General features: G+C 64.3%; 24 protein-coding genes. 5 read left to right on the forward strand and 19 right to left on the reverse strand.

What is annotated here, in order from left to right; genetic code table 11:
- The first annotated feature begins 16 nt into the window (after nucleotides 1-16).
- Together ACVMDN_RS36370 and ACVMDN_RS36375 are read left to right on the forward strand one after the other, a co-directional pair.
- Nucleotides 17-520, forward strand: a complete 504-nt coding sequence (locus ACVMDN_RS36370; protein ID WP_016843816.1) for an RNA pyrophosphohydrolase — start codon at nucleotides 17-19, stop codon at nucleotides 518-520.
- Nucleotides 521-553: 33 nt separating this feature from the next.
- A complete protein-coding gene (locus ACVMDN_RS36375) occupies nucleotides 554-1,054 on the forward strand; it encodes an RNA pyrophosphohydrolase (protein WP_076834615.1) in 501 nt (166 codons plus the stop codon).
- Here the strand turns inward: ACVMDN_RS36375 and ACVMDN_RS36380 are convergent.
- The 7 genes from ACVMDN_RS36380 to ACVMDN_RS36410 form a co-directional block, all read right to left on the reverse strand.
- A complete protein-coding gene (locus ACVMDN_RS36380) occupies nucleotides 1,012-2,007 on the reverse strand; it encodes a helix-turn-helix domain-containing protein (RefSeq protein WP_076834617.1) in 996 nt (331 codons plus the stop codon). The genes ACVMDN_RS36375 and ACVMDN_RS36380 overlap by 43 nt on opposite strands.
- Nucleotides 2,008-2,020: 13 nt before the next feature.
- Entirely contained in the window at nucleotides 2,021-2,266 is a 246-nt protein-coding gene (locus tag ACVMDN_RS36385) for a hypothetical protein (protein ID WP_141342851.1), read from the reverse strand.
- 204 nt (nucleotides 2,267-2,470) lie between these two features.
- Nucleotides 2,471-2,878 carry a F0F1 ATP synthase subunit epsilon gene (locus tag ACVMDN_RS36390; RefSeq protein WP_028336321.1) on the reverse strand — a complete coding sequence of 136 codons (408 nt, stop codon included), beginning with the start codon at nucleotides 2,876-2,878 and terminating at the stop codon, nucleotides 2,471-2,473.
- Between the two features lie 116 nt (nucleotides 2,879-2,994).
- Entirely contained in the window at nucleotides 2,995-4,437 is a 1,443-nt protein-coding gene (gene atpD / locus ACVMDN_RS36395) for a F0F1 ATP synthase subunit beta (protein ID WP_016843821.1), read from the reverse strand.
- A 26-nt stretch (nucleotides 4,438-4,463) separates the two neighbouring features.
- Nucleotides 4,464-5,342, reverse strand: a complete 879-nt coding sequence (locus tag ACVMDN_RS36400) for a F0F1 ATP synthase subunit gamma (RefSeq protein WP_076834620.1) — start codon at nucleotides 5,340-5,342, stop codon at nucleotides 4,464-4,466.
- Between the two features lie 91 nt (nucleotides 5,343-5,433).
- A complete protein-coding gene (gene atpA / locus ACVMDN_RS36405) occupies nucleotides 5,434-6,963 on the reverse strand; it encodes a F0F1 ATP synthase subunit alpha (RefSeq protein ID WP_028340804.1) in 1,530 nt (509 codons plus the stop codon).
- Complete coding sequence (locus ACVMDN_RS36410) at nucleotides 6,963-7,523, reverse strand: F0F1 ATP synthase subunit delta (RefSeq protein WP_028340805.1); 561 nt, start codon at nucleotides 7,521-7,523, stop codon at nucleotides 6,963-6,965. The genes atpA and ACVMDN_RS36410 overlap by 1 nt, the downstream gene beginning before the upstream one ends.
- A gap of 629 nt (nucleotides 7,524-8,152) precedes the next feature.
- Between ACVMDN_RS36410 and ACVMDN_RS36415 the strand changes: the two genes are divergently transcribed.
- Nucleotides 8,153-8,644 carry a septal ring lytic transglycosylase RlpA family protein gene (locus ACVMDN_RS36415; protein WP_057020918.1) on the forward strand — a complete coding sequence of 164 codons (492 nt, stop codon included), beginning with the start codon at nucleotides 8,153-8,155 and terminating at the stop codon, nucleotides 8,642-8,644.
- Between the two features lie 223 nt (nucleotides 8,645-8,867).
- Here the strand turns inward: ACVMDN_RS36415 and ACVMDN_RS36420 are convergent, their stop codons facing one another.
- Nucleotides 8,868-11,078: a primosomal protein N' gene (locus ACVMDN_RS36420; protein WP_076834622.1), complete on the reverse strand. Its 2,211-nt coding sequence runs from the start codon at nucleotides 11,076-11,078 to the stop codon at nucleotides 8,868-8,870.
- Nucleotides 11,079-11,312: 234 nt separating this feature from the next.
- On the opposite strand from ACVMDN_RS36420, the gene ACVMDN_RS36425 reads away from it, so the two are divergent.
- Both ACVMDN_RS36425 and ACVMDN_RS36430 read left to right on the forward strand, forming a co-directional pair.
- Complete coding sequence (locus ACVMDN_RS36425) at nucleotides 11,313-12,284, forward strand: tyrosine recombinase XerC (protein WP_076834624.1); 972 nt, start codon at nucleotides 11,313-11,315, stop codon at nucleotides 12,282-12,284.
- Between the two features lie 144 nt (nucleotides 12,285-12,428).
- Nucleotides 12,429-13,019: a DUF4337 domain-containing protein gene (locus tag ACVMDN_RS36430; RefSeq protein WP_028336314.1), complete on the forward strand. Its 591-nt coding sequence runs from the start codon at nucleotides 12,429-12,431 to the stop codon at nucleotides 13,017-13,019.
- Between the two features lie 209 nt (nucleotides 13,020-13,228).
- Here ACVMDN_RS36430 and ACVMDN_RS36435 read toward each other — a convergent pair whose 3' ends face one another.
- The 11 genes from ACVMDN_RS36435 to thpR all read right to left on the reverse strand — a co-directional run bounded on the left by ACVMDN_RS36435 (nucleotide 13,229) and on the right by thpR (nucleotide 26,679).
- Complete coding sequence (locus tag ACVMDN_RS36435) at nucleotides 13,229-13,768, reverse strand: hypothetical protein (protein WP_076834626.1); 540 nt, start codon at nucleotides 13,766-13,768, stop codon at nucleotides 13,229-13,231.
- A gap of 40 nt (nucleotides 13,769-13,808) precedes the next feature.
- Nucleotides 13,809-15,209, reverse strand: coding sequence for a dihydrolipoyl dehydrogenase (lpdA, locus tag ACVMDN_RS36440; RefSeq protein ID WP_057020923.1), 1,401 nt, complete (start codon nucleotides 15,207-15,209; stop codon nucleotides 13,809-13,811).
- Between the two features lie 85 nt (nucleotides 15,210-15,294).
- Complete coding sequence (locus ACVMDN_RS36445; RefSeq protein WP_076834703.1) at nucleotides 15,295-16,044, reverse strand: SDR family oxidoreductase; 750 nt, start codon at nucleotides 16,042-16,044, stop codon at nucleotides 15,295-15,297.
- A 72-nt stretch (nucleotides 16,045-16,116) separates the two neighbouring features.
- Nucleotides 16,117-17,358 carry a 2-oxoglutarate dehydrogenase complex dihydrolipoyllysine-residue succinyltransferase gene (gene odhB / locus ACVMDN_RS36450; RefSeq protein ID WP_076834705.1) on the reverse strand — a complete coding sequence of 414 codons (1,242 nt, stop codon included), beginning with the start codon at nucleotides 17,356-17,358 and terminating at the stop codon, nucleotides 16,117-16,119.
- Nucleotides 17,359-17,525: 167 nt separating this feature from the next.
- Entirely contained in the window at nucleotides 17,526-20,486 is a 2,961-nt protein-coding gene (locus ACVMDN_RS36455; RefSeq protein ID WP_076834628.1) for a 2-oxoglutarate dehydrogenase E1 component, read from the reverse strand.
- A gap of 254 nt (nucleotides 20,487-20,740) precedes the next feature.
- Nucleotides 20,741-21,622 (reverse strand): succinate--CoA ligase subunit alpha, encoded by an 882-nt coding sequence (sucD, locus tag ACVMDN_RS36460; RefSeq protein WP_028340814.1) that lies wholly within the window; start codon nucleotides 21,620-21,622, stop codon nucleotides 20,741-20,743.
- Nucleotides 21,623-21,717: 95 nt separating this feature from the next.
- On the reverse strand, nucleotides 21,718-22,194 hold the full coding sequence (locus tag ACVMDN_RS36465; protein WP_076834630.1) for a DUF1579 family protein: 477 nt from the start codon (nucleotides 22,192-22,194) through the stop codon (nucleotides 21,718-21,720).
- A gap of 2 nt (nucleotides 22,195-22,196) precedes the next feature.
- The gene (gene sucC / locus ACVMDN_RS36470; protein ID WP_057020926.1) at nucleotides 22,197-23,393 is read right to left on the reverse strand and encodes an ADP-forming succinate--CoA ligase subunit beta; all 1,197 of its coding nucleotides are present in this window, start codon (nucleotides 23,391-23,393) and stop codon (nucleotides 22,197-22,199) included.
- 161 nt (nucleotides 23,394-23,554) lie between these two features.
- Nucleotides 23,555-24,523, reverse strand: coding sequence for a malate dehydrogenase (gene mdh / locus ACVMDN_RS36475; protein ID WP_028336306.1), 969 nt, complete (start codon nucleotides 24,521-24,523; stop codon nucleotides 23,555-23,557).
- A 209-nt stretch (nucleotides 24,524-24,732) separates the two neighbouring features.
- Nucleotides 24,733-25,920, reverse strand: a complete 1,188-nt coding sequence (gene zapE, locus ACVMDN_RS36480) for a cell division protein ZapE (protein ID WP_057020927.1) — start codon at nucleotides 25,918-25,920, stop codon at nucleotides 24,733-24,735.
- 222 nt (nucleotides 25,921-26,142) lie between these two features.
- Nucleotides 26,143-26,679 carry an RNA 2',3'-cyclic phosphodiesterase gene (gene thpR, locus ACVMDN_RS36485; protein ID WP_057020928.1) on the reverse strand — a complete coding sequence of 179 codons (537 nt, stop codon included), beginning with the start codon at nucleotides 26,677-26,679 and terminating at the stop codon, nucleotides 26,143-26,145.
- Nucleotides 26,680-26,822: the final 143 nt, after the last annotated feature.

The raw sequence follows: 26,822 nt of genomic DNA on the forward strand, positions 1-26,822 counted from the left end.
GCGAGGTAGCGGCAGCATGGCACGTTATGAAGACCTGCCCTATCGAACCTGCGTCGGCATCATGCTGCTGAATACAGCGGGGCTGGTCTTCATCGGACGCCGCGCGGGCGGCATCGAGCATGTCGACGACGCGCATGTCTGGCAGATGCCGCAAGGCGGCGTCGATCCCGGCGAGGATACGTTTCAGGCGGCGCGACGCGAGCTCTATGAGGAGACCAGCATCAAGTCCGTGGAGAAGCTCGGCGAGGTCTCGGACTGGCTGATCTATGATATCCCACGCACCGTCGCCGGCCGCGCCTGGAAGGGCCGCTATCGCGGACAGCGACAAAAGTGGTTCGCGTTACGCTTCACCGGCGATGAGAACGAGATCAACGTCGCCAATCCGGGCGGCGGCCACAAGGCCGAGTTCATCACCTGGCGCTGGGAGCCGATGAAGAATCTGCCGGAGCTGATTGTGCCGTTCAAGCGTCCGGTCTATGAGCGCGTCGTGAAGGAATTCGCCGGTCTGGCGGCCAAGTAGCCGACCGGGTCAACGCGCGACGTACCCACCGAGATGTCATCAGATAAGCCCTATCGCCCCAATGTGGGCATCGCGCTGTTCAACGCCGACGGACGCGTGCTGATCGGCCACCGGATCAAGGACGACGGTCCGGAGATCGTGCTGCCCGGCCTCGAATGGCAGATGCCGCAGGGCGGCATCGACGCCGGCGAGGATCCGGGCCAGGCCGTGATGCGCGAATTGTGGGAAGAGACCGGGGCGGTCAACGCCGACTATCTCGGCGAGACCGACTGGATGACCTACGAATTCCCCGCCTATGACGGGCCGGCATCGCACCGGCTCGCCAAGTTCCGCGGCCAGCGGCAGAAATGGTTTGCGCTGCGCTTCACCGGACGCGACGAGGAGATCGATCCATTGACGCCGCGCAACGGCCAGCCCGCCGAATTCGATCAATGGCGCTGGGAGCGCCTCGACCACGTTGCCGATCTCGTGGTGCCGTTCCGCCGCAACGTCTATCGCGCGGTCGCGACCCGGTTCGCGGAATTCGCCGGCTGATCCTGCGGCGGTATGCGCCGCGCGTCGCCCGGTGTCATGCCGTAGGTCGAACGGAAGACGCGATAGAAGGTCGCGATGCTGTCGAAGCCGCACGAGAACGCGATCTCGTCGATGCTGCGCTCCCGTATGGCGTAGAGCGCGCGCCTCGCCGCCTTCAACCTTGCCGCCGTCAGCGTCCGCGCAAATGACAGGCCGGTTGGCTCGAACAGCGCATGCAATTGCCGCAGTGAGATGCCGAGCTCGGCGGCAACCACGGCCGGCGTGAGCGAGGCGCGATGCAGGTCGCGGAACAGAATTTCGCGGGCGGCATGAAGGTAGCCCGCATGCAGCGCAGCACGGATTTCGTCCTGGCGTGGCCGCACGCGTCCGCGCGCGAGCAGCGCCAGGCGCACCATATGCGCAACGTCGTCGGCGAACTGCCCGGCTTGCGCGAGATCTCGCGTCATCGAGCGGAACATGGCGCCGACAAGCCGGGTCAGGCTCGCATCACGCGCCAGCGCGACCGGCGGCGCATCCTCGATCCGCGCGCCGAGCACGAGCTCGTCGGTGACCGGGATCTTGAGGCTGAAGAAGTCAAAGCCGTCGGTCCGTTCGGGTGTCGAGGCAAACGGAAGATTGGAGTGGCCGAACACCAGGTCGCCGTTGCGCACGAACTGGACACGATCGCGACCGATATTCATGTGGCCGGGGCCGCGCACCTGCCAGGCGAGATGCAGGCTGTTGCTCGGAACGCGCGCGATGTCGGATGCGGTCCGGCTGACGCGGTAGGAGGAAGCCGACATTTGCGCCAGCACGGCACTGCCCACCGTCGTCGCCGAGAAGTGTCCGCGGAAATCGGCTCTCTTGTCGCGCTCGAGCTCGATCGTGACCCCGAACAGGCTCTTGCCGCGCACCTCGCACCAGTGCTCGAAACGGTCCTGCGGGCGGAGAGCATCGGTGGTGAAGGTCAGCACGGCAGCTTGTCCGTTATGTCAGGAATGAAATCGCGATGCGGTCGGGCCGTATCGTCATCGCGCTGCAGCTTGTCATTTGTGCGCGATCCCTGCTGTAACCTGCTTCACATATTTGCAGGTCGTTCGGTCGGGCCGACCGCGAAGAAGCGACTTGTCGAGAAGAGGCGAGCCGCCGCAGCGTCGCTTCCTCATCGTCGGCAACCAATCGGCCCTGACCTGCGATATCGGCCGCGAGGATTGCTGCGACCTTACGCTTCATGAGTAGCGGCCCCCGAACCCAGATATGCCGAGGAGAATGCCGCCAGACGATCCCGCGCGCAATAAACATTGAACGCTCGCCACGGCGTGGCGAGCGTTGAATTATTCAAGCCTTCTCAGGCGATGATCGAAAAAGTGTGAGCTATTCCACTAAGGGGTCGGCTCACTCGACATGGCGGCGCGATCGCCGGTCGGCAACCGCGCCCTAGTGCATAGCCGTCGTGTTGAGCTCTTGCTGGATGCTCTTGAAGTGGTCGAGCCGCTCGATCGCGTGGTCGAGCTCGGAGCCCTCCTTCTCGGCGAGCTTCTCCTGCATCTCGTTGATCGTCTCGGCGAACTTCGCGCGATCGATGTCCGCAAGCGCGGTCGCGACGTCGGCGAGCACGGTGAGGCCCTTGTCCGAGACCTCGGCGAGGCCGCCGAGCACGATCACCTTCTCGCGCTTGCCGGCGGTCGTGATCGTCAGGATGCCCGGACGAACCGTGGCGATGACCGGAGCGTGTCCGGCGAGCACACCGAAATCACCCTCCACGCCGGGGACGTCAACCTGATCGACCTCGCCGGAGAAGGCGAGCTTTTCGGGAGAGACGAGATCGAAGTGGAAGGTGGCCATTGTCTTTCCGTTCTTTGCGCTGTCACCCGCGGGCTCGACCCGCGGGTCCATCAGTCAAAATACTTCACGTGCGATGGATCGTCGGATCAGGTCCGGCGATGACGACATCCCAAAGCTTAGGCGGCTTCGGCCGCCAGCTTCTTGCCCTTCTCGACGGCTTCTTCGATGGTACCGACCATGTAGAACGCCGCTTCCGGCAGATGGTCGTACTTGCCCTGGCAGAGATCGCGGAAGCCCTTGATGGTGTCGGCGAGGTCGACGAACTTGCCCGGCGAGCCGGTGAAGACTTCGGCGACGTGGAACGGCTGCGACAGGAAGCGCTCGACCTTGCGGGCGCGGGCGACCGTCAGCTTGTCCTCTTCCGACAATTCGTCCATGCCGAGAATGGCGATGATGTCCTGCAGCGACTTGTAGCGTTGCAGGATCTGCTGGACCATGCGCGCGGTGTTGTAGTGCTCGTCACCGACGACGAGCGCCGACAGCATGCGCGAGGTCGAGTCGAGCGGATCCACCGCCGGATAGATGCCCTTTTCCGAGATCGCGCGCGACAGCACCGTGGTGGCGTCCAAGTGCGCGAACGAGGTGGCGGGCGCCGGGTCGGTCAAGTCGTCGGCCGGCACGTAGATCGCCTGCACCGAGGTGATCGAGCCCTTCTGGGTGGTGGTGATGCGCTCCTGCAGCGCGCCCATGTCGGTCGCGAGCGTCGGCTGATAACCCACCGCCGAAGGAATACGGCCGAGGAGCGCCGACACTTCCGAGCCCGCCTGGGTGAAGCGGAAGATGTTGTCGACGAAGAACAGCACGTCCTGGCCCTGGTCGCGGAAGTGCTCGGCAACGGTGAGACCGGTCAGACCGACGCGGGCGCGGGCGCCCGGCGGCTCGTTCATCTGGCCGAACACCAGCGCGCACTTCGACTTCACGCTCGGATCCGGGTTGTGCGGATCGGCGTTGACCTTCGATTCGATGAACTCGTGATAGAGGTCATTGCCTTCGCGGGTGCGCTCGCCGACGCCGGCGAACACCGAGTAACCACCGTGCGCCTTCGCGACGTTGTTGATGAGCTCCTGAATCAGCACGGTCTTGCCGACGCCGGCGCCGCCGAACAGGCCGATCTTGCCGCCCTTCGCATACGGAGCAAGAAGGTCGACGACCTTGATGCCGGTGACGAGAATTTCGGCTTCGGTCGACTGGTCGGTATAGGTCGGCGCTTCTTGATGGATGGCGCGCAGGCCGTCGGACTTGATCGGGCCTGCTTCATCGATCGGCTCGCCGATGACGTTGATGATGCGGCCGAGCGTGCCTTCGCCGACCGGCACCCGGATCGGTTCGCCGGTGTCGGTCACTTCCTGGCCGCGCACGAGGCCCTCGGTGATGTCCATCGCGATGGTGCGGACGGTCGATTCGCCGAGATGCTGCGCGACTTCGAGCACCAGGCGGTTGCCGCCGTTCTTGGTCTCGAGTGCGTTCAGAATCGCCGGAAGGTGGCCTTCGAACTGCACGTCGACCACGGCGCCCGTGACCTGGGTAACGCGACCGATCTGATTGGCTGCTGTAGCCATGGACTGTTCTCCTTCGAAAATCTGCCTTAGACCGCCTCAGCGCCGGAGATGATCTCGATCAGCTCCTTCGTGATCTGGGCCTGACGGGTTCTGTTGTAAATCAGGGTTTGCTTGCGAATCATCTCGCCGGCATTGCGGGTCGCGCTGTCCATCGCGCTCATCTGCGCGCCATAGAACGAGGCGTTGTTCTCGAGCAGCGCGCGGAAGATCTGCACCGCGAGGTTGCGCGGCAGAAGGCTGCCGAGGATCTGGTCCTCTTCAGGCTCGTATTCGTAGGACGTGGAGGGCGCCGCATTGGCCGCGGGCTCAGCCACCTCCAGCGGGATGATCTGCTGCGCGGTCGGGATCTGCGCGATCACCGACTGGAAGCGCGAGTAGAACAATGTGCAGACATCGAACTCGCCGGCCTCGAACCGAGCCAGCACCTTGTTGGCGATGTCCTCGGCATTGGCGAAGCCGATCTGGCGCACCGAACGCAGGTCGAGGTGCTCGACGATGCGCTTCTCGAAGGTCCGGCGCAGCTGCTCGTAACCCTTGCGGCCAACGCAGAAGAATTTGACTTCCTTGCCCTGCGCGAGCAGCGCGTTCGCCCGCTCGCGCGCCAGGCGCACGATGGCAGAGTTGAACGCGCCGGACAGGCCGCGTTCGCCGGTGCAGACCAGAAGCAGGTGCACCTGATCGTTGCCGGTGCCGGCAAGCAGCGCCGGCGCGCCGGGCGTGCCGTTGGCTGCCGCGGCGATGTTGGAAATCACCGCATCCATCTTGGTGGCATAGGGCCGCGCCGCTTCGGCGGCGTTCTGCGCGCGGCGCAGCTTCGAGGCTGCGACCATCTGCATAGCCTTGGTGATCTTCTGCGTCGCCTTGGTCGAGGCGATGCGGACCCGCATGTCTTTTAGTGACGCCATTCTTCGTTCACCCCGGCGATCCGACCACAATGGTCAGATCGCAAGCCTCCGTTCGTCACGCCCGGCGGCGAGCCGGGCGACGCCCCATTCGTTATGCAAACGTCTTGGCGAAGCCCTCGACGGCCGTCTTGAGCTTGGCGGCGGTGTCGTCGGACAGATCGCGGCTGGTGCGGATCGCATCGAGGATGTCGGCGTTCTTGCCGCGTAGCAGCGACAGCAGACCGTCCTCGAACGCCTTCACCTTGTTGAGCGGCAGCGGATCGAGATAGCCGTTGGTGCCGGCCCAGATCACGCAGACCTGCTCTTCCATCTTCAGCGGCGAGAATTGCGGCTGCTTCAGAAGTTCGGTCAGACGCGAGCCGCGGTTGAGCAGGCGCTGGGTCGAAGCGTCAAGGTCCGAACCGAACTGCGCGAACGCCGCCATTTCGCGGTACTGCGCGAGCTCACCCTTGATCTTGCCGGCGACCTTCTTGGTCGCCTTGGTCTGCGCCGACGAACCGACGCGCGACACCGACAGACCGACGTTCACGGCGGGACGGATACCCTGGAAGAACAGATCGGTTTCCAGGAAGATCTGGCCGTCGGTGATCGAAATCACGTTGGTCGGAATGTAGGCCGACACGTCGTTGGCCTGGGTTTCGATGACCGGCAGCGCCGTCAGCGAGCCCAAACCATGCTCCTTGTTGAGCTTGGCGGCGCGCTCGAGCAGGCGGGAATGCAGGTAGAAGACGTCGCCCGGATAGGCCTCGCGGCCCGGCGGGCGGCGCAGCAGCAGCGACATCTGGCGATAAGCGACGGCCTGCTTGGACAAGTCGTCATAGATGATCACGGCGTGCATGCCGTTGTCGCGGAAGTACTCGCCCATGGTGCAGGCGGTGAACGGCGCGATGTACTGCATCGGCGCCGGATCGGACGCGGTGGCCGCGACGATGATCGAGTATTCCAGCGCGCCCTGCTCTTCGAGCACCTTGACGAACTGCGCGACGGTGGAGCGCTTCTGGCCGATTGCGACGTAGACGCAATACAGCTTGAGGTTCTCGTCCGGCTGGGCGTTGAGCGGCTTCTGGTTCAGGATGGTGTCGAGCGCGATCGCGGTCTTGCCGGTCTGACGGTCGCCGATGATCAGCTCGCGCTGGCCGCGGCCGATCGGGATCAGCGCATCGATCGCCTTGAGGCCGGTGGCCATCGGTTCGTTCACCGACTTGCGCGGAATGATGCCGGGCGCCTTGACGTCGACGCGCTTGCGTTCGGTGGCCTGGATCGGGCCCTTGCCGTCGATCGGGTTGCCGAGCGCGTCGACGACGCGGCCGAGCAGGCCCTTGCCGACCGGCGCGTCCACGATCGCGCGGGTGCGCTTGACGGTCTGGCCTTCCTTGATCTCGCGGTCGGCGCCGAAAATCACGATACCGACGTTGTCGGTTTCGAGGTTGAGCGCCATGCCGCGCGTGCCGTTCTCGAACTCGACCATTTCACCGGCCTGAACGTTGTCGAGACCGTAGACGCGGGCGATACCGTCACCGACCGACAGCACCTGGCCAACTTCGGTGACCTCGGCTTCCTGGCCGAAATTCTTGATCTGGTCCTTGAGGATCGCAGAAATTTCTGCGGCGCGGATGTCCATCAGCCTGCCTCTTTCATCGCGTTCTTGATCGAATTGAGTTTGGTGCGAAGCGAACTATCCACCATGCGGCTGCCGAGCTTGACCACCAGGCCACCAATAATGGAGGGATCGACCTTCACGTTGAGCGCGACGTCCTTGCCCGTCACTGATTTCAGTGCGGCCTTCAGCGCGTCGAGATTCTTGTCACTGAGCTGCTCGGCGACGGTGACTTCCGCAGTCGCCTCGCCCTTGAACTTCGCCACCAGCGCGCGATAGGCGCGGATCACATCGGCAACGGCGAACAGCCGGCGATTGGCGGTGAGCACCTTGAGGAACTTGGCCGACGTGCCGGCGATGCCGGCCTTGTCGAGCACCGCGGTCAGCGCCTTCAGCTGGGCGTCCGCCGCGAACACCGGACTGCGGACGAGGCGCTTGAGATCGGCGCTCTCGTTGAGCAGGGCCTCGAACTTGTCGAGGTCGGCCCGGACTTGATCGACGGATTGCTCGTCGCGCGCCAACTCGAACAGGGCCGTTGCGTAACGACCGGACACTCCCGAAACGGACGGATCTTCAGCAGCCACGAGCTCGCTCTTTTTTGCTGTCAAATTCGCAAGGGAAAAACCGTCGCCACCAAAGCAGCGCCTAGCGATCCAAGCCCTTGGAATTCAAGCGGGACTTCGATTTTCGACCGGCACAGGACGTGCCGGGACCGTTAAAATCGCGGCTTTGCTAACATAGCAATCGCGCAGGTGCAACATGACGGCATCGTGAGTGCCGCCTTGTCGCATGCGCTTTTTGCCGACCGCAGCCGGTGGCCGAACCGGAAAATTTGGCGCGCGGAAATTCGGCGCGTCGGCTCCGATTCGCGCCGCCGCGATTTTGTTCCATCGAAATTTGCATAGGCCTATGGCCGAGCGCGCAGGGAACTCCGGGCCGGCTGCGGTTTCATTTAGCGATTACTTACCGAAAACTTACCGTCGCCTCGATAATCAGTATTGGCAAGTATATTGATCGTTAAAAATTGGTTAAACAGCAAGATTACGGGACCTCGATTGACTACCCCAAGGCGGTAACAAGATATTTCAGCACGAGATAATCCGGATTTACTGCCCAATTCGTGCCTCATTGGGAAACCAAACGGCCTTGGTCAACGAAGGGACGGGGGTTCCACTTGCCGCGTTAGCGGCAATACTGTCTGAGGGTCTTATCAATGCTGAATATCAAGAAGGCGGCGGGCAACGTAACCCGCTCGCGTACGGCGCTTGCGTTTGTAGCCGCAACTATTCTGGTCGGGGGCAGCGTGACCGAGGCGTCCGCGAAGTCCCGGCACCACCATCATCGCCACCACCATCATCACCACGCCCGCGCCGAAGGCTCGTCCTGGCGCGACGCCAATGCATCGATCCAGCCGTCCGGCGGCCACTCGTTCTCGGGGATGGCCTCCTTCTACGGCAATGAGTCGGGCAGCCGCACCGCTTCCGGCCAGCGCTTCAACCAGAACGCCATGACCGCGGCCCACCGCTCGCTGCCGTTCGGCACCAGGCTCCGCGTCACCCATGGCGGCCGCAGCGTCGTCGTCACCATCAACGATCGTGGCCCGTTCATCCGCGGCCGCGTGCTCGACCTCTCCACCGGCGCAGCACGCGCCATCGGCCTGACCGGTGCCGGCGTCGGCCGCATCACCGCTGAGGTCGTCTCGTAAGCGCCTTCAGTAAGCGTTGCGTTGCGTAACGGCCGCGAGGCCTGCTTCGCGCCAAAAAATGGCCTGCCGTCGCAAATGACGGCAGGCTTTTTCTTTTGCGGGACGTGCTGCCAGCCGCCGTCATTGCGAGCGGAGCGAAGCAATCCATTTCACCGCGTTTGCGGACACATGGATTGCTTCGTCGCTTTCGCTCCTCGCAAATGACGGTCAAGATTGAAGCTGCTTACAAAAAGCTCTGCGGATCGACGTCGACCTCGAGCTTCAGATTGCCCTTGGTCTTGGGACCGGATTCCAGCCATTCGCGCAGATATTGCGACAGGTCGACATTGCGCAGCGACTTCACCAGCAGGCGGAAGCGATAGCGGCCCTTGATGACGGCGAGCGGCGCCTCGGCGGGGCCGAGCACCTGGATCCGCTCATCGAGCGGCGCCACCGCGGCGAGCTTGCGGGCGAAGCCTTCCGCGGTCGGACGGTCGCCGGCGGAGACGATCAGGCTCGCCAGCCGACCGAACGGCGGGTAGCCGGTGCGCTCGCGAATCTCGATCTCGCTGGCATAGAACGCCTCGCGGTCATTGGCGATCAGGGCCTTGATCACCGGATGCTCCGGCTGATGGGTCTGCAGAAAGCCGACGCCGCGGCCCTGCTCGCGGCCGGCGCGGCCGACCACCTGGTTCAGCAGCTGGAACGTCCGCTCGGCGGCGCGCGGATCGCCATTGCTCAGGCCGAGATCGGCGTCGATGACGCCGACCAGATTGAGCCGCGGGAAGTTGTGGCCCTTCGCCACCAGCTGGGTGCCGATGATGATGTCGACGCGGCCCTCGGCGATCTCGTTGAGCTCGCTGCGCATGGTCTCGATCGAGGTGATGAGATCGCTCGACAGCACCATCGTCCGTGCCTCGGGGAAGATGTGGGCGGCCTCCTCCTGCAGGCGCTCGACGCCGGGCCCGACCGCGACCAGCGATTCCTCGGCCGCGCAATGCGGGCAGATATTCGGGCGCGGCATCGAGAAGCCGCAATGATGACAGACCAGCCGCTGTCGGAACCGGTGATCGACCAGCCATGCATCGCAGATGGTGCAGGCGAAGCGGTGGCCGCAGGCCCGGCACAGCGTCAGCGGTGCATAGCCGCGGCGGTTGAGGAACAGCAGCGCCTGCTCGCGGCGCTCGATGGCATGGCCGATCTGCTCGGCCAGCACCGGCGAAATGAAGCGGCCGCGCGGCGGCGGCGCGCGGCGCATGTCGATCGCCTCGATATGCGGCATGTGCTGGCCGCCGAACCGCGACGGCAGCGCCACGCGCTGGTAGCGCCCCTTGCGCGCATTGACCTCGCTCTCGACCGACGGGGTCGCCGACGCCAGCACGATCGGAATCTTTGCGATATGGGCGCGGACCACCGCCATGTCGCGCGCGTGATAATGCGCGCCGTCGTCCTGTTTGTAGGCCTGGTCGTGCTCCTCATCGACGATGATGAGACCGAGATCGGCATAGGGCAGGAACAGCGCGGAGCGGGCGCCGACCACGACCGGCGCCTTGCCCTCGGAGATCGCGGCCCAGTTGCGCGCGCGCGTGCGCGGCGTCAGCTCCGAATGCCACTCCAGCGGCCGCACGCCGAAGCGCTGCGCGAAACGGTCGAGGAACTGGCCGGTCAGCGCGATCTCCGGCATCAGGATCAGCGTCTGCTTGCCGCGGCGGATATTCTCGGCGATCGCCTCGAAATAGACTTCGGTCTTGCCGGAACCGGTGACGCCGTCGAGCAGCGCGACGTGAAAGCTGCCGCTCGCGGCCAGCGTCCGCATCACGTCGACGGCGCTGCGCTGCTCGCGCGAAAAATCCGGCTGCGCGTAGGAGGGATCCGGAACGGGCGGCGGTGCCGGCGGCGGCATCGCCTCAACCGTCAGGGTGCCTTCGTCGACCAGGCCGTCGATCACGCCGGAACTGACGCCGGCCTCCCGCGCCGCCTCCGACTTGCCGTGCAGCAAGCGGTCCGACAGCACCTCGATCACCCGCCGGCGCGCCGGCGTCAGGCGCCGCGGCGGCTCGCCGACCAGCCGCACGCCGAGCCGCATCCGCTCCGGCCCGAGATTTTCGCCCATCCGCAGCGTCATCCGCAGCACTGTGCCGCGTGCCGACAAAGTGTAATTGGAGACCCAGTCGACCAGCTGGCGCAGCTCCGGCTTCAGCGGCGGAACATCGAGCTTCTCGCTGACGTCCTTGAGCCGGTTGTGCAGCCGCGGATCCGGATTGGCATTTTCCGCCCACACCACCGCAACCACCTCGCGCGGCCCGAGCGGAACGCCGATCACGTCGCCCGGCGCAAGCTCCATGCCGCGCGGAACGCGGTAGGAATAGGTCTGGTTCAGCGCGACAGGCACCAGCACGTCGACGACACGTATCGTCGATGCAGAGGCTGGGCCGGGGCGCGTGGTATGGTCCATTGAATCAGAAACCTTGAACCCGAGCGGGCTAGAGATTTGGTTTCTGATTGAATCAGAACCAAATCTCCAGCTTCTTGTTTTGACGCGTTTTCTTCACGCGAACAGGCGTCCACTTCGCTCGAAAACGCTCTACCACCGCTTCGCGCCTTAGCGAACGGTAAACGAAGGCAGTGCGATATAATCAGGAGATGAGCAGCGCCAATAGCCCTTAAGACACGGACTTAAAACCCAGACATGGCCCGGACCGATCAGCCTATCCAGCCGCTCGAGCTCGATTGCGCCGACGCATCGGTCACGCAGGAGATGACGCGCTGGCTGTCGCATCTGCGTGCGGAGCGGCGGCTGTCGCCGAAGACGCTCGAGGCCTATGCCCGGGACGTGCGCCAATGCCTCGCCTTCCTGGCCGGGCACTGGGGCGCGCGGGTGACGCTTAAGGCATTTGCCGCGCTCGAGGCGAGCGACGTGCGCGCCTTCATGGCGATGCGCCGAACCGAGGAGATCGGTGGGCGATCGCTGATGCGGGCGCTGGCGGGCCTGCGCTCGTTCGGACGATTCCTGGAACGCGAGGGCAAGGGCAAGGTCGGCGCGCTCTCGGCGATCCGCGCGCCCAAGGTGGCGAAGAGCCTGCCGAAGCCGATTCACATGGAAGCGGCGAAACGCTTCGCCGACGCCGACGAGCGCGCGGACGAAACCCGCGAGACCTGGATCCTGGTGCGTGACGCCGCCGTCATGGCGCTGCTCTATGGTTCGGGCCTGCGCATCTCCGAGGCGCTGGGGCTGAAGCGCCGCGACGTGCCGAAACCTGGCGAAGGCGACGTGCTCGTGGTGACCGGCAAGGGCAACAAGACCCGCATGGTGCCGGTGCTGCAGAACGTGCTGCAATTGATCGCGGACTATGCGGCGATCTGCCCGCATCAGCTCAGCCCGACCGGGCCGATGTTCGTCGGCGCGCGCGGCGGTCCCTTGAGCCCGCGCATCATCCAGCTCACCATGGAGCGGCTGCGCGGCGCGCTCGGCCTCCCCGACAGCGCAACGCCGCATGCGCTGCGGCATTCCTTCGCCACGCATCTGCTGAGCCGCGGCGGCGATCTGCGCGCGATCCAGGAATTGCTCGGCCACGCATCGCTGTCGACCACGCAAATCTACACCGGCATCGACAGCGACCGCCTGCTCGAAGTCTATCGCTCCGCGCATCCCCGAGGTTGAACGTTCGGTTCTGAAAAAATAAAGCGCGGGCTTTGGCCCGCCGTCATGCGCCGTTCATCTTGATACGGCTACCCAAAACCGTTCGGCCCTTGCCTTGTGCGCCGCATTCGGCAATCGTGGCGCGGTCTCATCCGGAGGGGAATCATGAGCGCACATGAAAGTATGGAGCACGCGGAGCATGCCGAGCATGCCTCGGGCGAGAACAAGAAGATCGCGCTCCTGATCGCCGTGATCGCCCTGTGCCTGGCGCTGTCGGAAACGCTCGGCAAGGGCGCCCAGACCGAATCGATCAGCAAGAATGTCGAGGCCTCCAACCTGTGGGCCTTCTTCCAGGCCAAGAGCATCCGCCGGACCGCGGTGCAGACCGCGGCCGAACAGGGCAAGCTGAACCTCGCGACCACCACCGACGAGGCGGCCAGGGCCGCGCTGCAGAAGCAGATCGACGATTGGCAGAAGACCGCGGCGCGCTATCGCTCGGAGCCGGAAACCGGCGAGGGTTCGGAGCAGCTCTCCGAACGCGCCAAGCACGCCGAGCATGAGCGCGACGAGGCCACCGCGAAATATCATCATTTCGAGCTTGCCTCCGCCGCCTTCCAGATCGCCATCGTGCTGGCATCGGCGACCATCATCACGGGCATCATCGCGTTGGCCTGGGTCTCCGGCCTGGTGACGCTTGCCGGCATCGTGATGACGGCGCTCGGCCTGTTCCAGCCGCACTTGCTGCATCTGCATTGAGCGCAGCGCGCCGCTTTCGAACCGTCATCCTGAGAGGCTGTGAGGCTTTCATGGCCGTCATTGCGAGGAGCGATAGCGACGAAGCAATCCATCCTTCCGTTCTGCCGACTTATGGATTGCTTCGCTTCGCTCGCAATGACGAGAATAGGGATCCTTCGAGACGACACGCAGAGCGCGGCTCCTCAGGATGACGGACCGAAGAGTCCTGCTTAGAGAGGCTTGCTGGTCTGATGCACGCTTTTGCGGAAGCGCGCGATCACACGCAGCGTGCGCGCCGCCCAGCCCTCGCCGTCGCCACTGATCATCTCGCGAATGCGCCGCTTGATCGGGTCGACCAGCGCGGTGGCCTTGGCCCGCAGCGCCATCACGAAATTATAGAGTGCCTCGAACCAGGGCATCTCCAGCAGCTTCGGCCGCGTCACGTCGAACAGGAAGGCCGTCACGCCGACGCCGACGAACTTGGCGAACAGGATCAGCGAGACCGCACTGAACCAATATTGGTTCGCCAGTAGCCAGAGCCCGATCAGCTTGAGCGGAAACAGCGGGATGACCGGCACGACGAAGACGATCAGCGTCATCGCCGGCGACAGCGAATCGACCCGGTCGGCAAGCCATTGCTTGAGCGCGCGGAGCGGAATCCACGCCACCGCCCGCGCCACGATCGGCTCGAGATGGTCCCATAGCCAAGCCTCGACCAGGAAGATGATCGCAAGCAGGACCCAGAACGGCTGAAGCAGGCGGCGCAGCATCGCTATGATCTCAACCCGGCTGACGCCGGACTTTCGATCATCACATATGGATGGCGCGCTTGCCCACCGCAAGCGCGGCTTCCTTGATCGCCTCCGAACGGGTCGGGTGCGCGTGGCAGGTGCGAGCCAGATCTTCGGCCGATCCGCCGAATTCCATCAGAACGCAGGCTTCATGGATCATTTCGCCGGCTTCGCGGCCGACAATGTGGACGCCAAGCACCCGATCCGTCTTCGCATCTGCGAGAATTTTCACGAAGCCGTCGGTGGTCTGATTGACCTTGGACCGGCCGTTTGCCGTGAACGGGAATTTGCCGACGGTGTAGGCGACGCCGGCCTGCTTGAGTTCTTCCTCGGTCTTGCCGACCGACGACACTTCCGGCGTGGTATACACAACACCTGGAATGACGTCGTAGTTCACGTGGCCGGCCTGGCCCGCGATGATCTCCGCACAGGCAACGCCTTCGTCTTCCGCCTTGTGCGCGAGCATCGGCCCGGCCACGACGTCGCCGATCGCATAAATACCCTTCACGTTGGTCGAGAAGTGCGCGTCGATCTCGACGCGGCCGCGATTGTCGAGCGCGACGCCGGCTTCCTTCAGCCCGAGGCCCTCGGTGTAGGGCACCCGGCCGATGCAGACGAGCACGACGTCGGCTTCGATGGTTTCCGCAGCGCCACCCGCGGCGGGCTCGACCTTGGCCTGCAGCGTCTTGCCGGAGCTATCGACCGCGGTGACCTTGGCGCCGAGCTTGAAGACGAAGCCCTGCTTCTCGAGCATGCGCTGAAATTGCTTTGCCACCTCGCCGTCCATGCCGGGCAGGATGCGGTCGAGGAATTCCACGACCATGACGTCCGCACCGAGACGCCGCCAGACCGAGCCAAGCTCGAGCCCGATCACCCCCGCGCCGATGATCAGCAATTTCTCCGGCACCTTCTCCAGCGACAGCGCGCCAGTCGAGGACACGATGCGCTTCTCGTCGATGTCGATACCCTTCAGGCGGGCGATATCGGAGCCGGTGGCGATCACGATGTTCCTGGTCTCGACGGTCTCGGACTTGCCGTCGCCGGAGACCTCGACCTTGCCGGCACCGAGGATCTTGCCGGTCCCCTTGAGCACGTCGATCTTGTTCTTCTTCATCAAGAACTCGACGCCCTTGACGTTGCCGTCGATGCCCTGCTGCTTGAAGTTCATCATCGCAGGCAGATCGAGCTTCGGCGCCGGGACGCTGACGCCCATCTTGGCGAAGGAGTGCCCGGCTTCCTCGAACATCTCGGAGGCGTGCAACAGCGCTTTCGACGGCATGCAGCCGACGTTGAGGCAAGTGCCGCCCAGCGTCGCGTCCTTCTCGACGACGGCGACCTTCATGCCGAGTTGCGCCGCGCGGATCGCGCAGACATATCCGCCCGGGCCGGTGCCGATGACGACGAGATCGTAAGAAGCCATGATGGAAGGTCCTGTAGCTAAGCTCTGTGACAATTGCGCGGGGCGCGATCGTGACGGCAGACCGCCGCCCGCTCTTGATCGTGTGCTAGCGACCGCCCGACACGTCGAGGATCGCGCTGGTGACATAGGAAGCCTCGTCCGAGATCAGCCAGACGATGGCGTTGGCGATTTCATCGGCGGTGCCGACACGCTTCATCGGCACCATATGGGCAAGCCGGTGCGCGCGATCGGGCTCGCCCCCCGCGGCGTGGATGTCGGTGTCGATCAGTCCGGGCCGGATGCCGGCGACGCGGATGCCCTCATTCGCGACTTCGTAGCCGAGGCCAATCGTGAAGGAATCGATCGCGCCCTTGGAAGCGGCATAGTCGACATAGGTGTTGGGCGCACCGAGCTTCGCCGCCACCGAGGACAGGTTGACGATGACGCCGCCCTTGCCGCCGTGCTTGGTCGACATGCGCTTCACCGCCTCGCGCGCACACAGGATGCTGCCGGTGACATTCACTGCCATCATCTGCTGGATACGCTCGGCCGACATCTCGTCGACACGCACGCCGCTCTTGCCGACGATGCCGGCATTGTTGACGAGCGCGCCGAGCGTGCCGAAGCCGTCGGCCGCCTTGAACAGCGCCAGGATGTCCTGCTCGCTGCCGACATCGCATTTCACCGCGATCGCCTTGCCGTTGCTGGCTTCGATCGCGGCGACGACCTCGTCCGCCGCGGTCTTGTTGGATGCATAGCCGACCACGATGCGATAGCCGCGCGCGGCGGCAGCGAGCGCGGCGGCGCGGCCGATGCCGCGGCTGCCGCCGGTGATGACAACGACCTTATCCGTCACTTTGATCCCCAAATGTGAGCAACCAACAGATCGCGGCGCCCGAGCCGATCGGACGCCGCGCGCGATACGACCTTAGAGGTCCAGCACCAGGCGGGCCGGATCCTCCAGGCTCTCCTTGACGCGCACCAGGAAGGTAACCGCTTCCTTGCCGTCGATGACGCGGTGATCATAGGACAGCGCCAGATACATCATCGGGCGCACCTCGATCTTGCCGCCGACCACCATCGGCCGCTCCTGGATCTTGTGCATGCCGAGGATGCCGGACTGCGGCGCATTCAGGATCGGCGTCGACATCAGCGAACCGTAGATGCCGCCATTGGTGATGGTGAAGGTGCCGCCCTGCATCTCGTCGATCTTGAGTTGGCCGTCGCGGGCGCGGCGGCCGTAGTCGGCGATCGACTTCTCGATGTCGGCGATCGACTTGTGGTCGCAGTCGCGCACCACAGGCACCACGAGGCCGCGGTCGGTGCCGACCGCAACGCCGATGTGATAGTAGTTCTTGTAGATCAGGTCAGAGCCGTCGATTTCGGCGTTGACCGCCGGAATGTCCTTTAGCCCCTGCACGACCGCCTTGGTGAAGAAGCCCATGAAGCCGAGCTTCGAGCCGTGTTTCTTCTCGAACGTGTCCTTGTAGAGGGCCCGCAGCTTCATCACCTCGGTCATGTCGACCTCGTTGAAGGTCGTCAGCATCGCGGCGGTGTTCTGCACGTCCTTGAGGCGGCGCGCGATGGTCTGGCGCAGCCGGGTCATCTTCACGCGCTCCTCGCGCGCGGCGTCGTCCGCCGGCGACGGCGCACGAACCTGCACGGCGGCGGCCGGCTGGTTGACCGGGGTCGGCGCCGAGGCGGCCTTCTCGATCGCGGCCAGCATGTCGCCCTTGGTCACGCGGCCGTCCTTGCCCGAGCCGGGAACGGTGGACGCATCGATGCCGCTTTCAGCGGACAGCTTGCGGACCGAGGGTGCCAGCGGCGCATCCGCCGGCGGCGCCTTCGGCGCAGCGGCAGCAGCCGGCGCAGCAGCGGCAGCCGGTGCGGCGGCCTTGGCGGGAGCCGCAGCAGCCGGCTTGGCGGCCGGAGCGGCGCCGTCATTGATCTGTCCGAGCAGCGCGCCGACGGCGACCGTCTCGCCGTCCTTGGCGATGATCTCGCCGAGCGTACCGGCCACCGGCGCGGGCACCTCGATGGTGACCTTGTCGGTCTCCAGCTCCACCAACGGCTCGTCCACCGCGACAGCTTCACCGGCCTTCTTGAACCAGCGGCCGATCGTGGCCTCGGTCACGGATTCGCCGAGCGTTGGAACGCGAATTTCAGTCATGGTCTTTTCCTCGATAACCCTGCGGTCGCAAAATTTGCGGTCGTGAAACTTGTCCGCCACCGCCCGCAAAGCGAGCGATCCGGTACTCCGTGACGACAGCACTTCTGCTGGATGACGCGGGATACCGGATGCCCCGCATTCGCGGGGCATGGCTTCAATGAAAGTCGTTAGTTCAGTGCGTCGTCGAGCAGCGCCTTGAGCTGCGCCAGATGTTTCGACATCAAGCCGGTCGCGGTTGCCGCCGATGCCGGACGGCCGGCATAGCGCGGACGCCTGTTGGGTGCGTGGATCTGGTTGAGCACCCATTCCAGATAGGGCTCGATGAAGTGCCAGGAGCCCATATTGCGCGGCTCTTCCTGGCACCAGACCACTTCGGCGTTCTTGAAGCGGCCGAGCTCCTGCACCAGCGCCTTCAGCGGCACCGGATAGAGCTGCTCGACGCGCATCAGATAGATGTCATCGATGTCGCGCTTCTCACGCTCCTCGTAGAGATCGTAGTAGACCTTGCCGGAGCACAGCACGACGCGGCGAATCTTGTCGTCCGGCACCAGCTTGATCTTCTCGTCCGGCAGCATCTGCGCGTCATCGTACAGAATGCGGTGGAACGTGGCGTTCTTGCCGAGCTCCTCGAGCTGCGACACCGCGCGCTTGTGGCGCAGCAGCGACTTCGGCGTCATCAGGATCAGCGGCTTGCGGATCTCGCGATGCAGCTGGCGCCGCAGCACGTGGAAGTAGTTCGCCGGCGTGGTCGGATTGACCACCTGCATGTTGTCTTCGGCGCACATCTGCAGGTAACGCTCGAGGCGCGCGGAGGAATGCTCCGGTCCCTGCCCTTCGTAGCCGTGCGGCAGCAGGCAGACGAGGCCCGACATGCGCAGCCACTTGCGTTCGCCCGAGGAGATGAACTGGTCGAACACCACCTGCGCGCCGTTGGCGAAGTCGCCGAACTGCGCTTCCCAGAGCGCCAGCGCATTCGGCTCGGCCAGCGAGTAGCCGTATTCGAAGCCGAGCACCGCCTCTTCCGACAGCAGCGAGTTGATGACCTCGTAGTGGCCGGTGTCTTCGCCGCCGAGATGGTTGAACGGCGTGTAGCGGCTCTCGTCCTCCTGGTCGATCAGCACTGAATGGCGCTGCGAGAAGGTCCCGCGCTCGGAATCCTGGCCGGACAGTCGCACATGATGACCTTCCTGCAGCAGCGTGCAGAATGCCAGGGCCTCGCCGGTGGCCCAGTCGATCCCGACACCGCTATCGATCGCCTTGGCGCGATTGTCGAGGAAACGCTGGATGGTGCGGTGGACGCGGAAGCCGTCCGGCACCTTGGTGATCTTGCGGCCGATATCCTTGAGAACGGCGACATCGACGCCGGTGACTCCGCGGCGGGCGTCCTCTTCCTGGTCGGCGATCTTGAAGCCTGCCCACTTGCCGTCGAGCCAGTCGGCCTTGTTCGGCTTGTAGCCGGCGCCGGCTTCAAGCTCGGCGTCGAGCCGCGCGCGCCAGTCGGCCTTGGCCTTCTCGACCTCGCCCTCGGTCAACACGCCGTCAGCGACCAGCCGCTTGGCGTAGATCTCGAGCGTTGACGGGTGAGAAGCGATCTTCTTGTACATCACCGGCTGGGTGAAGGCCGGCTCGTCGCCCTCGTTGTGGCCGTGGCGCCGGTAGCAGAACATGTCGATGACGACCGGCTTGTGGAATTTCTGCCGGAACTCGATCGCGACCTTGGCCGCGAACACCACGGCCTCCGGATCGTCGCCATTCACGTGGAAGATCGGCGCATCGATCATCTTCGCTACGTCGGACGGATAGGGCGACGAGCGCGAGTAGCGCGGGTAGGTGGTGAAGCCGATCTGGTTGTTGACGATGAAATGCAGCGAGCCACCGGTGCGATAGCCCTTCAGGTCGGACAGGCTGAAGCATTCAGCCACCACGCCCTGGCCTGCGAATGCCGCGTCGCCGTGCATCAGCAGCGGCAGCACGGAGATACGCATATCCGGCGGATCGCCGTGCTGGTCCTGCTTGGCGCGCACCTTGCCCATCACGACCGGATCGACGATCTCGAGATGCGACGGGTTTGCGGTCAGCGACAGATGGATGTTGTTGCCGTCGAACTCGCGGTCCGAGGAGGCGCCGAGGTGATACTTGACGTCGCCCGAGCCTTCGACCGAGTCGGGGTTGGCCGAACCACCCTTGAACTCATGGAACAGCGCGCGGTGCGGCTTGCCCATCACCTGGGTCAGCACGTTGAGGCGGCCGCGATGCGGCATGCCGACCACGATCTCCTTCACGCCGAGATTGCCGCCGCGCTTGATGATCTGCTCGAGCGCCGGGATCAGCGATTCACCGCCATCGAGGCCGAAGCGCTTGGTGCCGGTGAACTTGGTGTCGCAGAACTTCTCGAAGCCGTCCGCCTCGATCAGCTTGTTGAGGATCGCGCGGCGCCCCTCGGGCGTGAACGAGATCTCCTTGTCCGGCCCCTCGATGCGCTCCTGGATCCACGCCTTCTGCGCGGCGTTCGAGATGTGCATGAATTCGACGCCGAGCGTCTGGCAGTAGGTGCGTTCGCAGATCTGCACGATCTCGCGCAGCGTGCCGTATTCGAGGCCGAGCACGTGGTCGAGGAAGATCTTGCGATCGAAGTCCGCCTCGGTGAAGCCGTAGGAGCGCGGATCGAGCTCCTCGCGGTCGCGCGGCGCCTCGATGCCGAGCGGATCGAGCTTGGCGTGGAAATGGCCGCGCATGCGGTAGGCGCGGATCAGCATCAGTGCGCGAACCGAATCGCGGGTGGCCTGATGGACGTCGGCATCGGACAGTTCGGCGCCCTTGGCCTGCGCCTTGGCCGCGAGCTTGGTGCCGACCGCCTTCTCGACCTGGGCCCAGTTGCCGTCGAGCGCCGAGGTCAGCTCGTCGCGCGGCGTCACCGGCCAGTTGTCGCGGCCCCACGAGGCGCCCTCGGCGTTCTTCTGGACATCGGCCGGGGCGTCCTTCAGGCTTTTGAAGAAATCCTGCCACTCGGCGTCGACCGACGACGGGTCCTGCTCGTAGCGGGCGTAGAGGTCGTCGATGTAGGCGGCGTTGGTCCCCTGCAGGAATGATGAGAGTGCAAAAGCGGCGTTCGCGTCTTGGCGAGACATGGGCAGTCCTGGTGATTTTTTCGGTTCGCGCGTAGGAGACGGCGCTGATGCCGGTCTGGAAGTGCGCCGGCTGGATTGATACCCTTTACCCTATCTAGGACAGATATTCCTGCCTAAAAGAACTAAGAAATGAATTTATTTTCATTTTTTATTGATCGGCATTCCGGCACCAAAACGCAATAAAAGAGCGGGTTCCCCAAGGAGAACCCGCCCCAAATCACGCCAAACCTCGAAGGGAACTCGCCGGACGGCGGTTACTTCAGCATTTCCGCGAGCGTATGCCCGAGGCGCGCCGGCGACGGCGAGACCCTGATGCCGGCGGCTTCCATCGCCGCGGTCTTGGAACCGGCGTCGCCCTTGCCGCCCGAGATGATCGCGCCGGCATGGCCCATGCGGCGGCCGGGAGGTGCGGTGACACCGGCAATGAAGCCGACCATCGGCTTCTTGCGGCCGCGCTTGGCCTCATCCTTGAGGAACTGGGCGGCGTCTTCCTCGGCGGAGCCGCCGATTTCGCCGATCATCACGATCGACTTGGTCTTCTCGTCGGCCAGGAACATCTCCAGCATGTCGATGAACTCGGTGCCCTTGACAGGGTCGCCGCCGATGCCGACCGCGGTGGTCTGGCCGAGACCCTCCTGGGTGGTCTGGAACACCGCCTCATAGGTCAGGGTGCCGGAGCGGGAGACGATGCCGACCGAGCCGGGCTTGAAGATGTTGGCCGGCATGATGCCGATCTTGCATTCGCCGGCGGTCATCACGCCGGGGCAGTTCGGCCCGATCAGCCGCGACTTCGAGCCCGACAGCGAGCGCTTCACACGCACCATGTCGAGCACCGGGATGCCCTCGGTGATGCAGACGATCAGCGGGATTTCCGCGTCGATCGCCTCGCAGATCGCGTCGGCTGCGCCCGGCGGCGGGACATAGACCACGCTGGCGTCGGCGCCGGTCTTCTCGCGCGCTTCGGCGACGGTGTCGAACACCGGCAGGTTGAGATGGGTCGAGCCGCCTTTGCCCGGCGCCACGCCGCCGACCATCTTAGTGCCGTAAGCGATCGCCGCTTCCGAATGGAACGTGCCGTTCTTGCCGGTGAAGCCCTGGCAGATGACCTTGGTGTTCTTGTCGATCAGAATGGACATGGTTCGAGATGCTTTCGCGAGACGATCGGTGATGGGACTCTATGGTTTGAGCATGATCTTGTCGGAAAACCGGAGACCACTTTTCAGGATCATGCTCAGTGAATACGCCGGTACACGCCGGTGAGCACGTCGGCCCACCCTTCCGCGTCAGGCGAGAACTGGATTTTCATGTTGTAGGTGTTGTCGTCGACGACCTCGTAGACGTGACGGGCATTGCCGCGCAGCGAGCCGCGCACCAGGATCAGCGACTTGCCCGCCCATCTACCGGACGCCGGTGACGGCGGGTAGTAGCCGAGCGAGTCGTGCCAGAACAATTTGTAGGCCCGATCGTCGCGGTCGTAGGTGAACACGCCGTGGGTGGCGAAGCTCTCCTTGCCGTCGCGGGTCTGCACGCTGTCCTGGATCAGGTAGAAGCCGTTGAGCGCGATGCGCGCAACGACCTGCGAGGTGGCCGGACCGCCCGCGGTCCAGCGCGACGGATAGACCATCTCTTCGCCGCTCCACTCGCCCGCAAACGCCGCGAGCTTGCGGTGTTCGTCCAGCGGTGTCGGAGCGTCGAGATGATCGGCCATCGTTAGCCTCCCTTGACGGCTTTCACGATCTTCTGTGCAGCGTCATCGAGGTTGTCGGCGGGCAGGACGTTGAGGCCGCTCTCGCGGATGATCTTCTTGCCCTGCTCGACATTGGTGCCTTCGAGGCGCACCACCAGCGGAACCTTGAGGCCGACCTGCTTCACCGCGGCGACCACGCCCTCGGCGATCACGTCGCACTTCATGATGCCGCCGAAAATGTTGACCAGGATGCCCTTCACGTTCGGATCGGCGGTGATGATCTTGAACGCGGCCGCGACCTTCTCCACGCTGGCGCCGCCGCCGACGTCGAGGAAGTTCGCCGGCTCCATGCCGTACAGCTTGATGATGTCCATGGTCGCCATGGCAAGGCCGGCGCCGTTGACCATGCAGCCGATCGTGCCATCGAGCGCGACGTAGTTGAGGTCGTATTTCGACGCCTCGATCTCCTTGGCGTCTTCCTCGGTCTCGTCGCGCAGCGCGACCACGTCCGGATGACGATAGAGTGCGTTGCTGTCGAACGACACCTTGGCGTCGAGCACGCGAAGCTGGCCCTGCTTGGTGACGACGAGCGGATTGATCTCGAGCATCGCCATGTCCTTGGCGGCGAAGGCGGCATAGAGCTGGCCGGTCAGCTTCTCGGCCTGCTTGGCGAGATCGCCGGTCAGCTTCAGCGCCTTGGCAACCGTGCGGCCGTGATGCGGCATGATGCCGGTCGCGGGATCGACCGAGAACGAGACGATCTTTTCCGGGGTCGAATGCGCGACCTCTTCGATATTCACGCCGCCTTCGGTCGACACCACAAAGGAAATTTCGGAGGTCTCGCGATTGACCAGGATCGAGAGGTAGAACTCCTTGTCGATGTCGGAGCCTTCCTCGATGTAGAGGCGATTGACCTGCTTGCCGTGCGGACCGGTCTGCACCGTGACCAGCGTCGCGCCGAGCATCTGCTTGGCGAATTCGGCGACCTCGGCGGCCGATTTGGCGATGCGGACGCCGCCCTTGTCGCCGGCCGATGCTTCCTTGAACTTGCCCTTGCCGCGGCCGCCGGCATGGATCTGGCTCTTCACCACCCAGATCGGGCCGGGCAGCTGCTTGGCCGCCGCGTCGGCCTCTTCCGGCTTCAGCACCGGCACGCCGCGCGAGATCGGCACGCCGAATTCATGCAGCAAAGCCTTGGCCTGGTATTCATGGATATTCATGGAAAGACGCTCCCAAACCCTCGTGCGGCGACCTTTTACGTCAGCCTTGAGACTGGCATACCATATACCAAAGTTCGCGCAACTAAAAAATCCGCCGGAATTTCATCGCCTTGCACCCGACAGGCGATTGAAACCGCCTATCGGGCCATTGCCAATCGAGATTACTTGCCGAGCAGATCGGGCGCGATCTTCTTGCAGGCGTCGACCAGGCCCTGCACCGCACCGACCGACTTGTCGAAAGCCTCGCGGTCCTTGCCCGCCAGTTCGATCTCGACGATGCGCTCGACACCCTTGGCGCCGACCACGACCGGCACGCCGACATACATGTCCTTCACGCCGTACTCGCCGTTGAGATAGGCGGCGCAGGGCAGCACGCGCTTCTTGTCCTTCAGGTAGCTCTCGGCCATCGCGATCGCGGACGCAGCCGGCGCGTAGAAGGCGGAGCCAGTCTTGAGCAGGTTGACGATCTCGGCGCCGCCGTTGCGTGTGCGATCGACGATCTCATCGATGCGCGCCTGCGAGGTCCAGCCCATCTTGACGAGGTCGGGCAGCGGAATGCCGGCGACAGTCGAGTAGCGGGTCAGCGGCACCATGGTGTCGCCGTGGCCGCCGAGCACGAAGGCGGTGACGTCCTCGACCGAGACGTGGAATTCGTCGGCCAGGAAATAGCGGAAACGCGCGGAGTCGAGCACGCCGGCCATGCCGACCACCTTCTTGTGCGGCAGGCCCGAGGCCTTCTGCAGCGCCCACACCATGGCGTCGAGCGGGTTGGTGATGCAGATGACGAAGGCGTCGGGCGCGTACTTCTTGATGCCGGCGCCGACCTGCTCCATGACCTTGAGGTTGATGGAGAGGAGATCGTCGCGGCTCATCCCGGGCTTGCGCGGCACGCCGGCGGTGACGATGCAGACCTTGGCGCCGTCGAGCGCTTCATAGGAATTGGCGCCGACCAGATTGGAATCGAAACCGTCGACCGGCGACGACTGCGCAATGTCGAGCGCTTTGCCCTGCGGCACGCCCTCGGCAATATCGAACAGCACGACGTCTCCGAGTTCCTTGAGGCCGACGAGGTGCGCCAGCGTTCCGCCGATCTGTCCGGAGCCAATCAGAGCAATCTTGTCGCGTGCCATGGGAAATCAGTCCTTTGAACTGTGTACGGGAGGGAGGGAAGTCGGTTGCAAGGGTGGTTATCCCTTTCGAATGATCCATTCAAGTCGCGGCCTGCCCGATTGCGGGCCCTGCCTGGAATTCGAACAGGCATGCCAGCAACATCCGCCCCGGAGACACGAAAAGTTGCGCCGAACCGGACCGCGCGCAAGACGAAATATCGAGACTGAATTCAGGTCTCGACAAGGCCAGTCGATGCGCCGCTCGCCGAGGAGTCCTTCCGGCCGTGCGGCAGCGCCAGGTAGGATTCCGAGCTCATTTCGATCAGGCGCGAGGACGTGCGCTTGAACTCCATCGCCTCGACACCGTCGGTCGCGAGGTACAGCGACACCGGATCGGCCTCGGCCGAGGCCATCAGCTTCACGGCATTGTCATAGAGCGTGTCGATCAGCGAAATGAAGCGCTTGGCGGCATTGCGCTCGGCGTAATCCATCACCGGAATGTGGTCGATCAGGATCGTGTGGTAGTCGTGCGCGAGCCTGAGATAATCGGACGCGGCAAGCGGCTTCTCGCAGATGTCCATGAAGCTGAAGCGCGCGACGCCGTGCGCCGAGCAGGGCACGTTCAGGATGCGTCCCTTGATCGGAATGAGGCGTGCCTTGCACGGGGCATTGCCGGTCATCTTCCGCCAGGCCGCGTTGAGCGCGGCATCGGCCGCGTCATCCGCGGGCACCAGCCACATCTTGACGCCGACGAGTTTCTCCAGCCGGAAGTCGGTGCGCGCATCGAGCCGCAGCACGTCCATGTGGTCGGAGATCTGCGCGATGAACGGCAGGAACAGCGCGCGATTGAGCCCGCCCTTGTAGAGATCGTCAGGCGCAACGTTCGAGGTCGCGACCACCACGGTGCCGAGATCGAACAGCTTGGCGAACAGCCGGCCGAGGATCATCGCATCGGCGATGTCGGTGACGTGAAATTCGTCGAAGCAGAGCAGCCAGGCTTCGTCGAAGATCGCCTGCGCTGTGAGCGCGATCACGTCGCCGTCCGCGATCTCGCCGCGCGCGATCTGCTGACGGTAGCCGTAGATGCGCTCATGCGCCTCGGCCATGAATTCGTGGAAGTGCGCGCGGCGCTTGTGTTCGACCGGGCTCTGCTGGAAGAACAGATCCATCAGCATGGTCTTGCCGCGACCGACCTCGCCGTGGACGTAGAGCCCGCGCGGCGGCTTGTCGTCCTTGTCGCCGCCGAACAGCCGCCCGAACAGGCCTTGCTTGCGCTGCGGCTTGTAGCTCGCGAGCCGCTCATCCAGCGCGCCGAATGCCTCGGCGGCGCGGGCCTGGGCGGGATCGGCCTCGATCGCGCCGGAGGCGACCAGGGATTTGTAGAGCTCGAGAAAGGAACTGGGCGAGGTGGACAGCATGAGCCCACCTTACGGCCCTAGTGTGCGGCAAATTGCAAGCCGTGAATTGTGCCAGTGGGGTATGCACTTTCCTCTCCCTCGCCCCGCTCTTGCGGGGAGAGGGCTGGGGTGAGGGGCTCTCACCACCCGACGCGCTCTATCGACGGACCCGTACCCCCTCACCCGGATCGCATCTTCGATGCGATCCGACCTTTCCCCGCAAGCGGGGCGAGGTGAAGAGGCTCACGCGCAGAGCGCGTAGGAATCCTCGACCACATAGGGGCCGCCGCCTGTCGACGCGCGCGACGAGAACAGCACGAAGCGGTCCGCCAGGAAGCTGCGGCTCGGGAAGTAGCCGCGCACGGACAGATAATCCGCGACGTCCTGGCTCGAAGCGTCATGCAGACGAGCGAGCGTGACATGTGGCGTGAATTTCCTGCCCTCGGGATCGAGCCCCATCCGCTGCATCATCCGCTCGAGCTCGGCCTGCAGTTCGATCAGCGGCCGGCTCGGCTCGACGGCGGCAACCACCGCGCGCGGCTTGCGTCCGCCGAAGCTCGACAGGCCCTGCAATTTGACCTCGAACGGCTTGCGGTTTACCCGAAACAACATCGTCGCGATCTCGTTGGCCCACATGCCATCGATATCGCCGATGAAGCGCAGAGTGACATGATAATTTTCGGGATCGATCCAGCGTGCGCCGGGAAGGCCGCCACGCAAGCTGGAGAGGGTTTGGCCGATATCGGCCGGAATTTCCAGTCCAGTGAACAGACGCGGCATCGCAATAATCCTCGATGCTTGGCGCGGGTTTTGGGAGCCCGCACCCTGTAACGGCCCGGCGACGAATCACCGATGCCTATTTGTACCCGAGATATGTGACTCTGCGAAGCATGACCCGTTAACAGCTCGTAAACCTACGGACA

The sequence above is a fragment of the Bradyrhizobium sp. USDA 4510 genome (genome assembly GCF_054059095.1).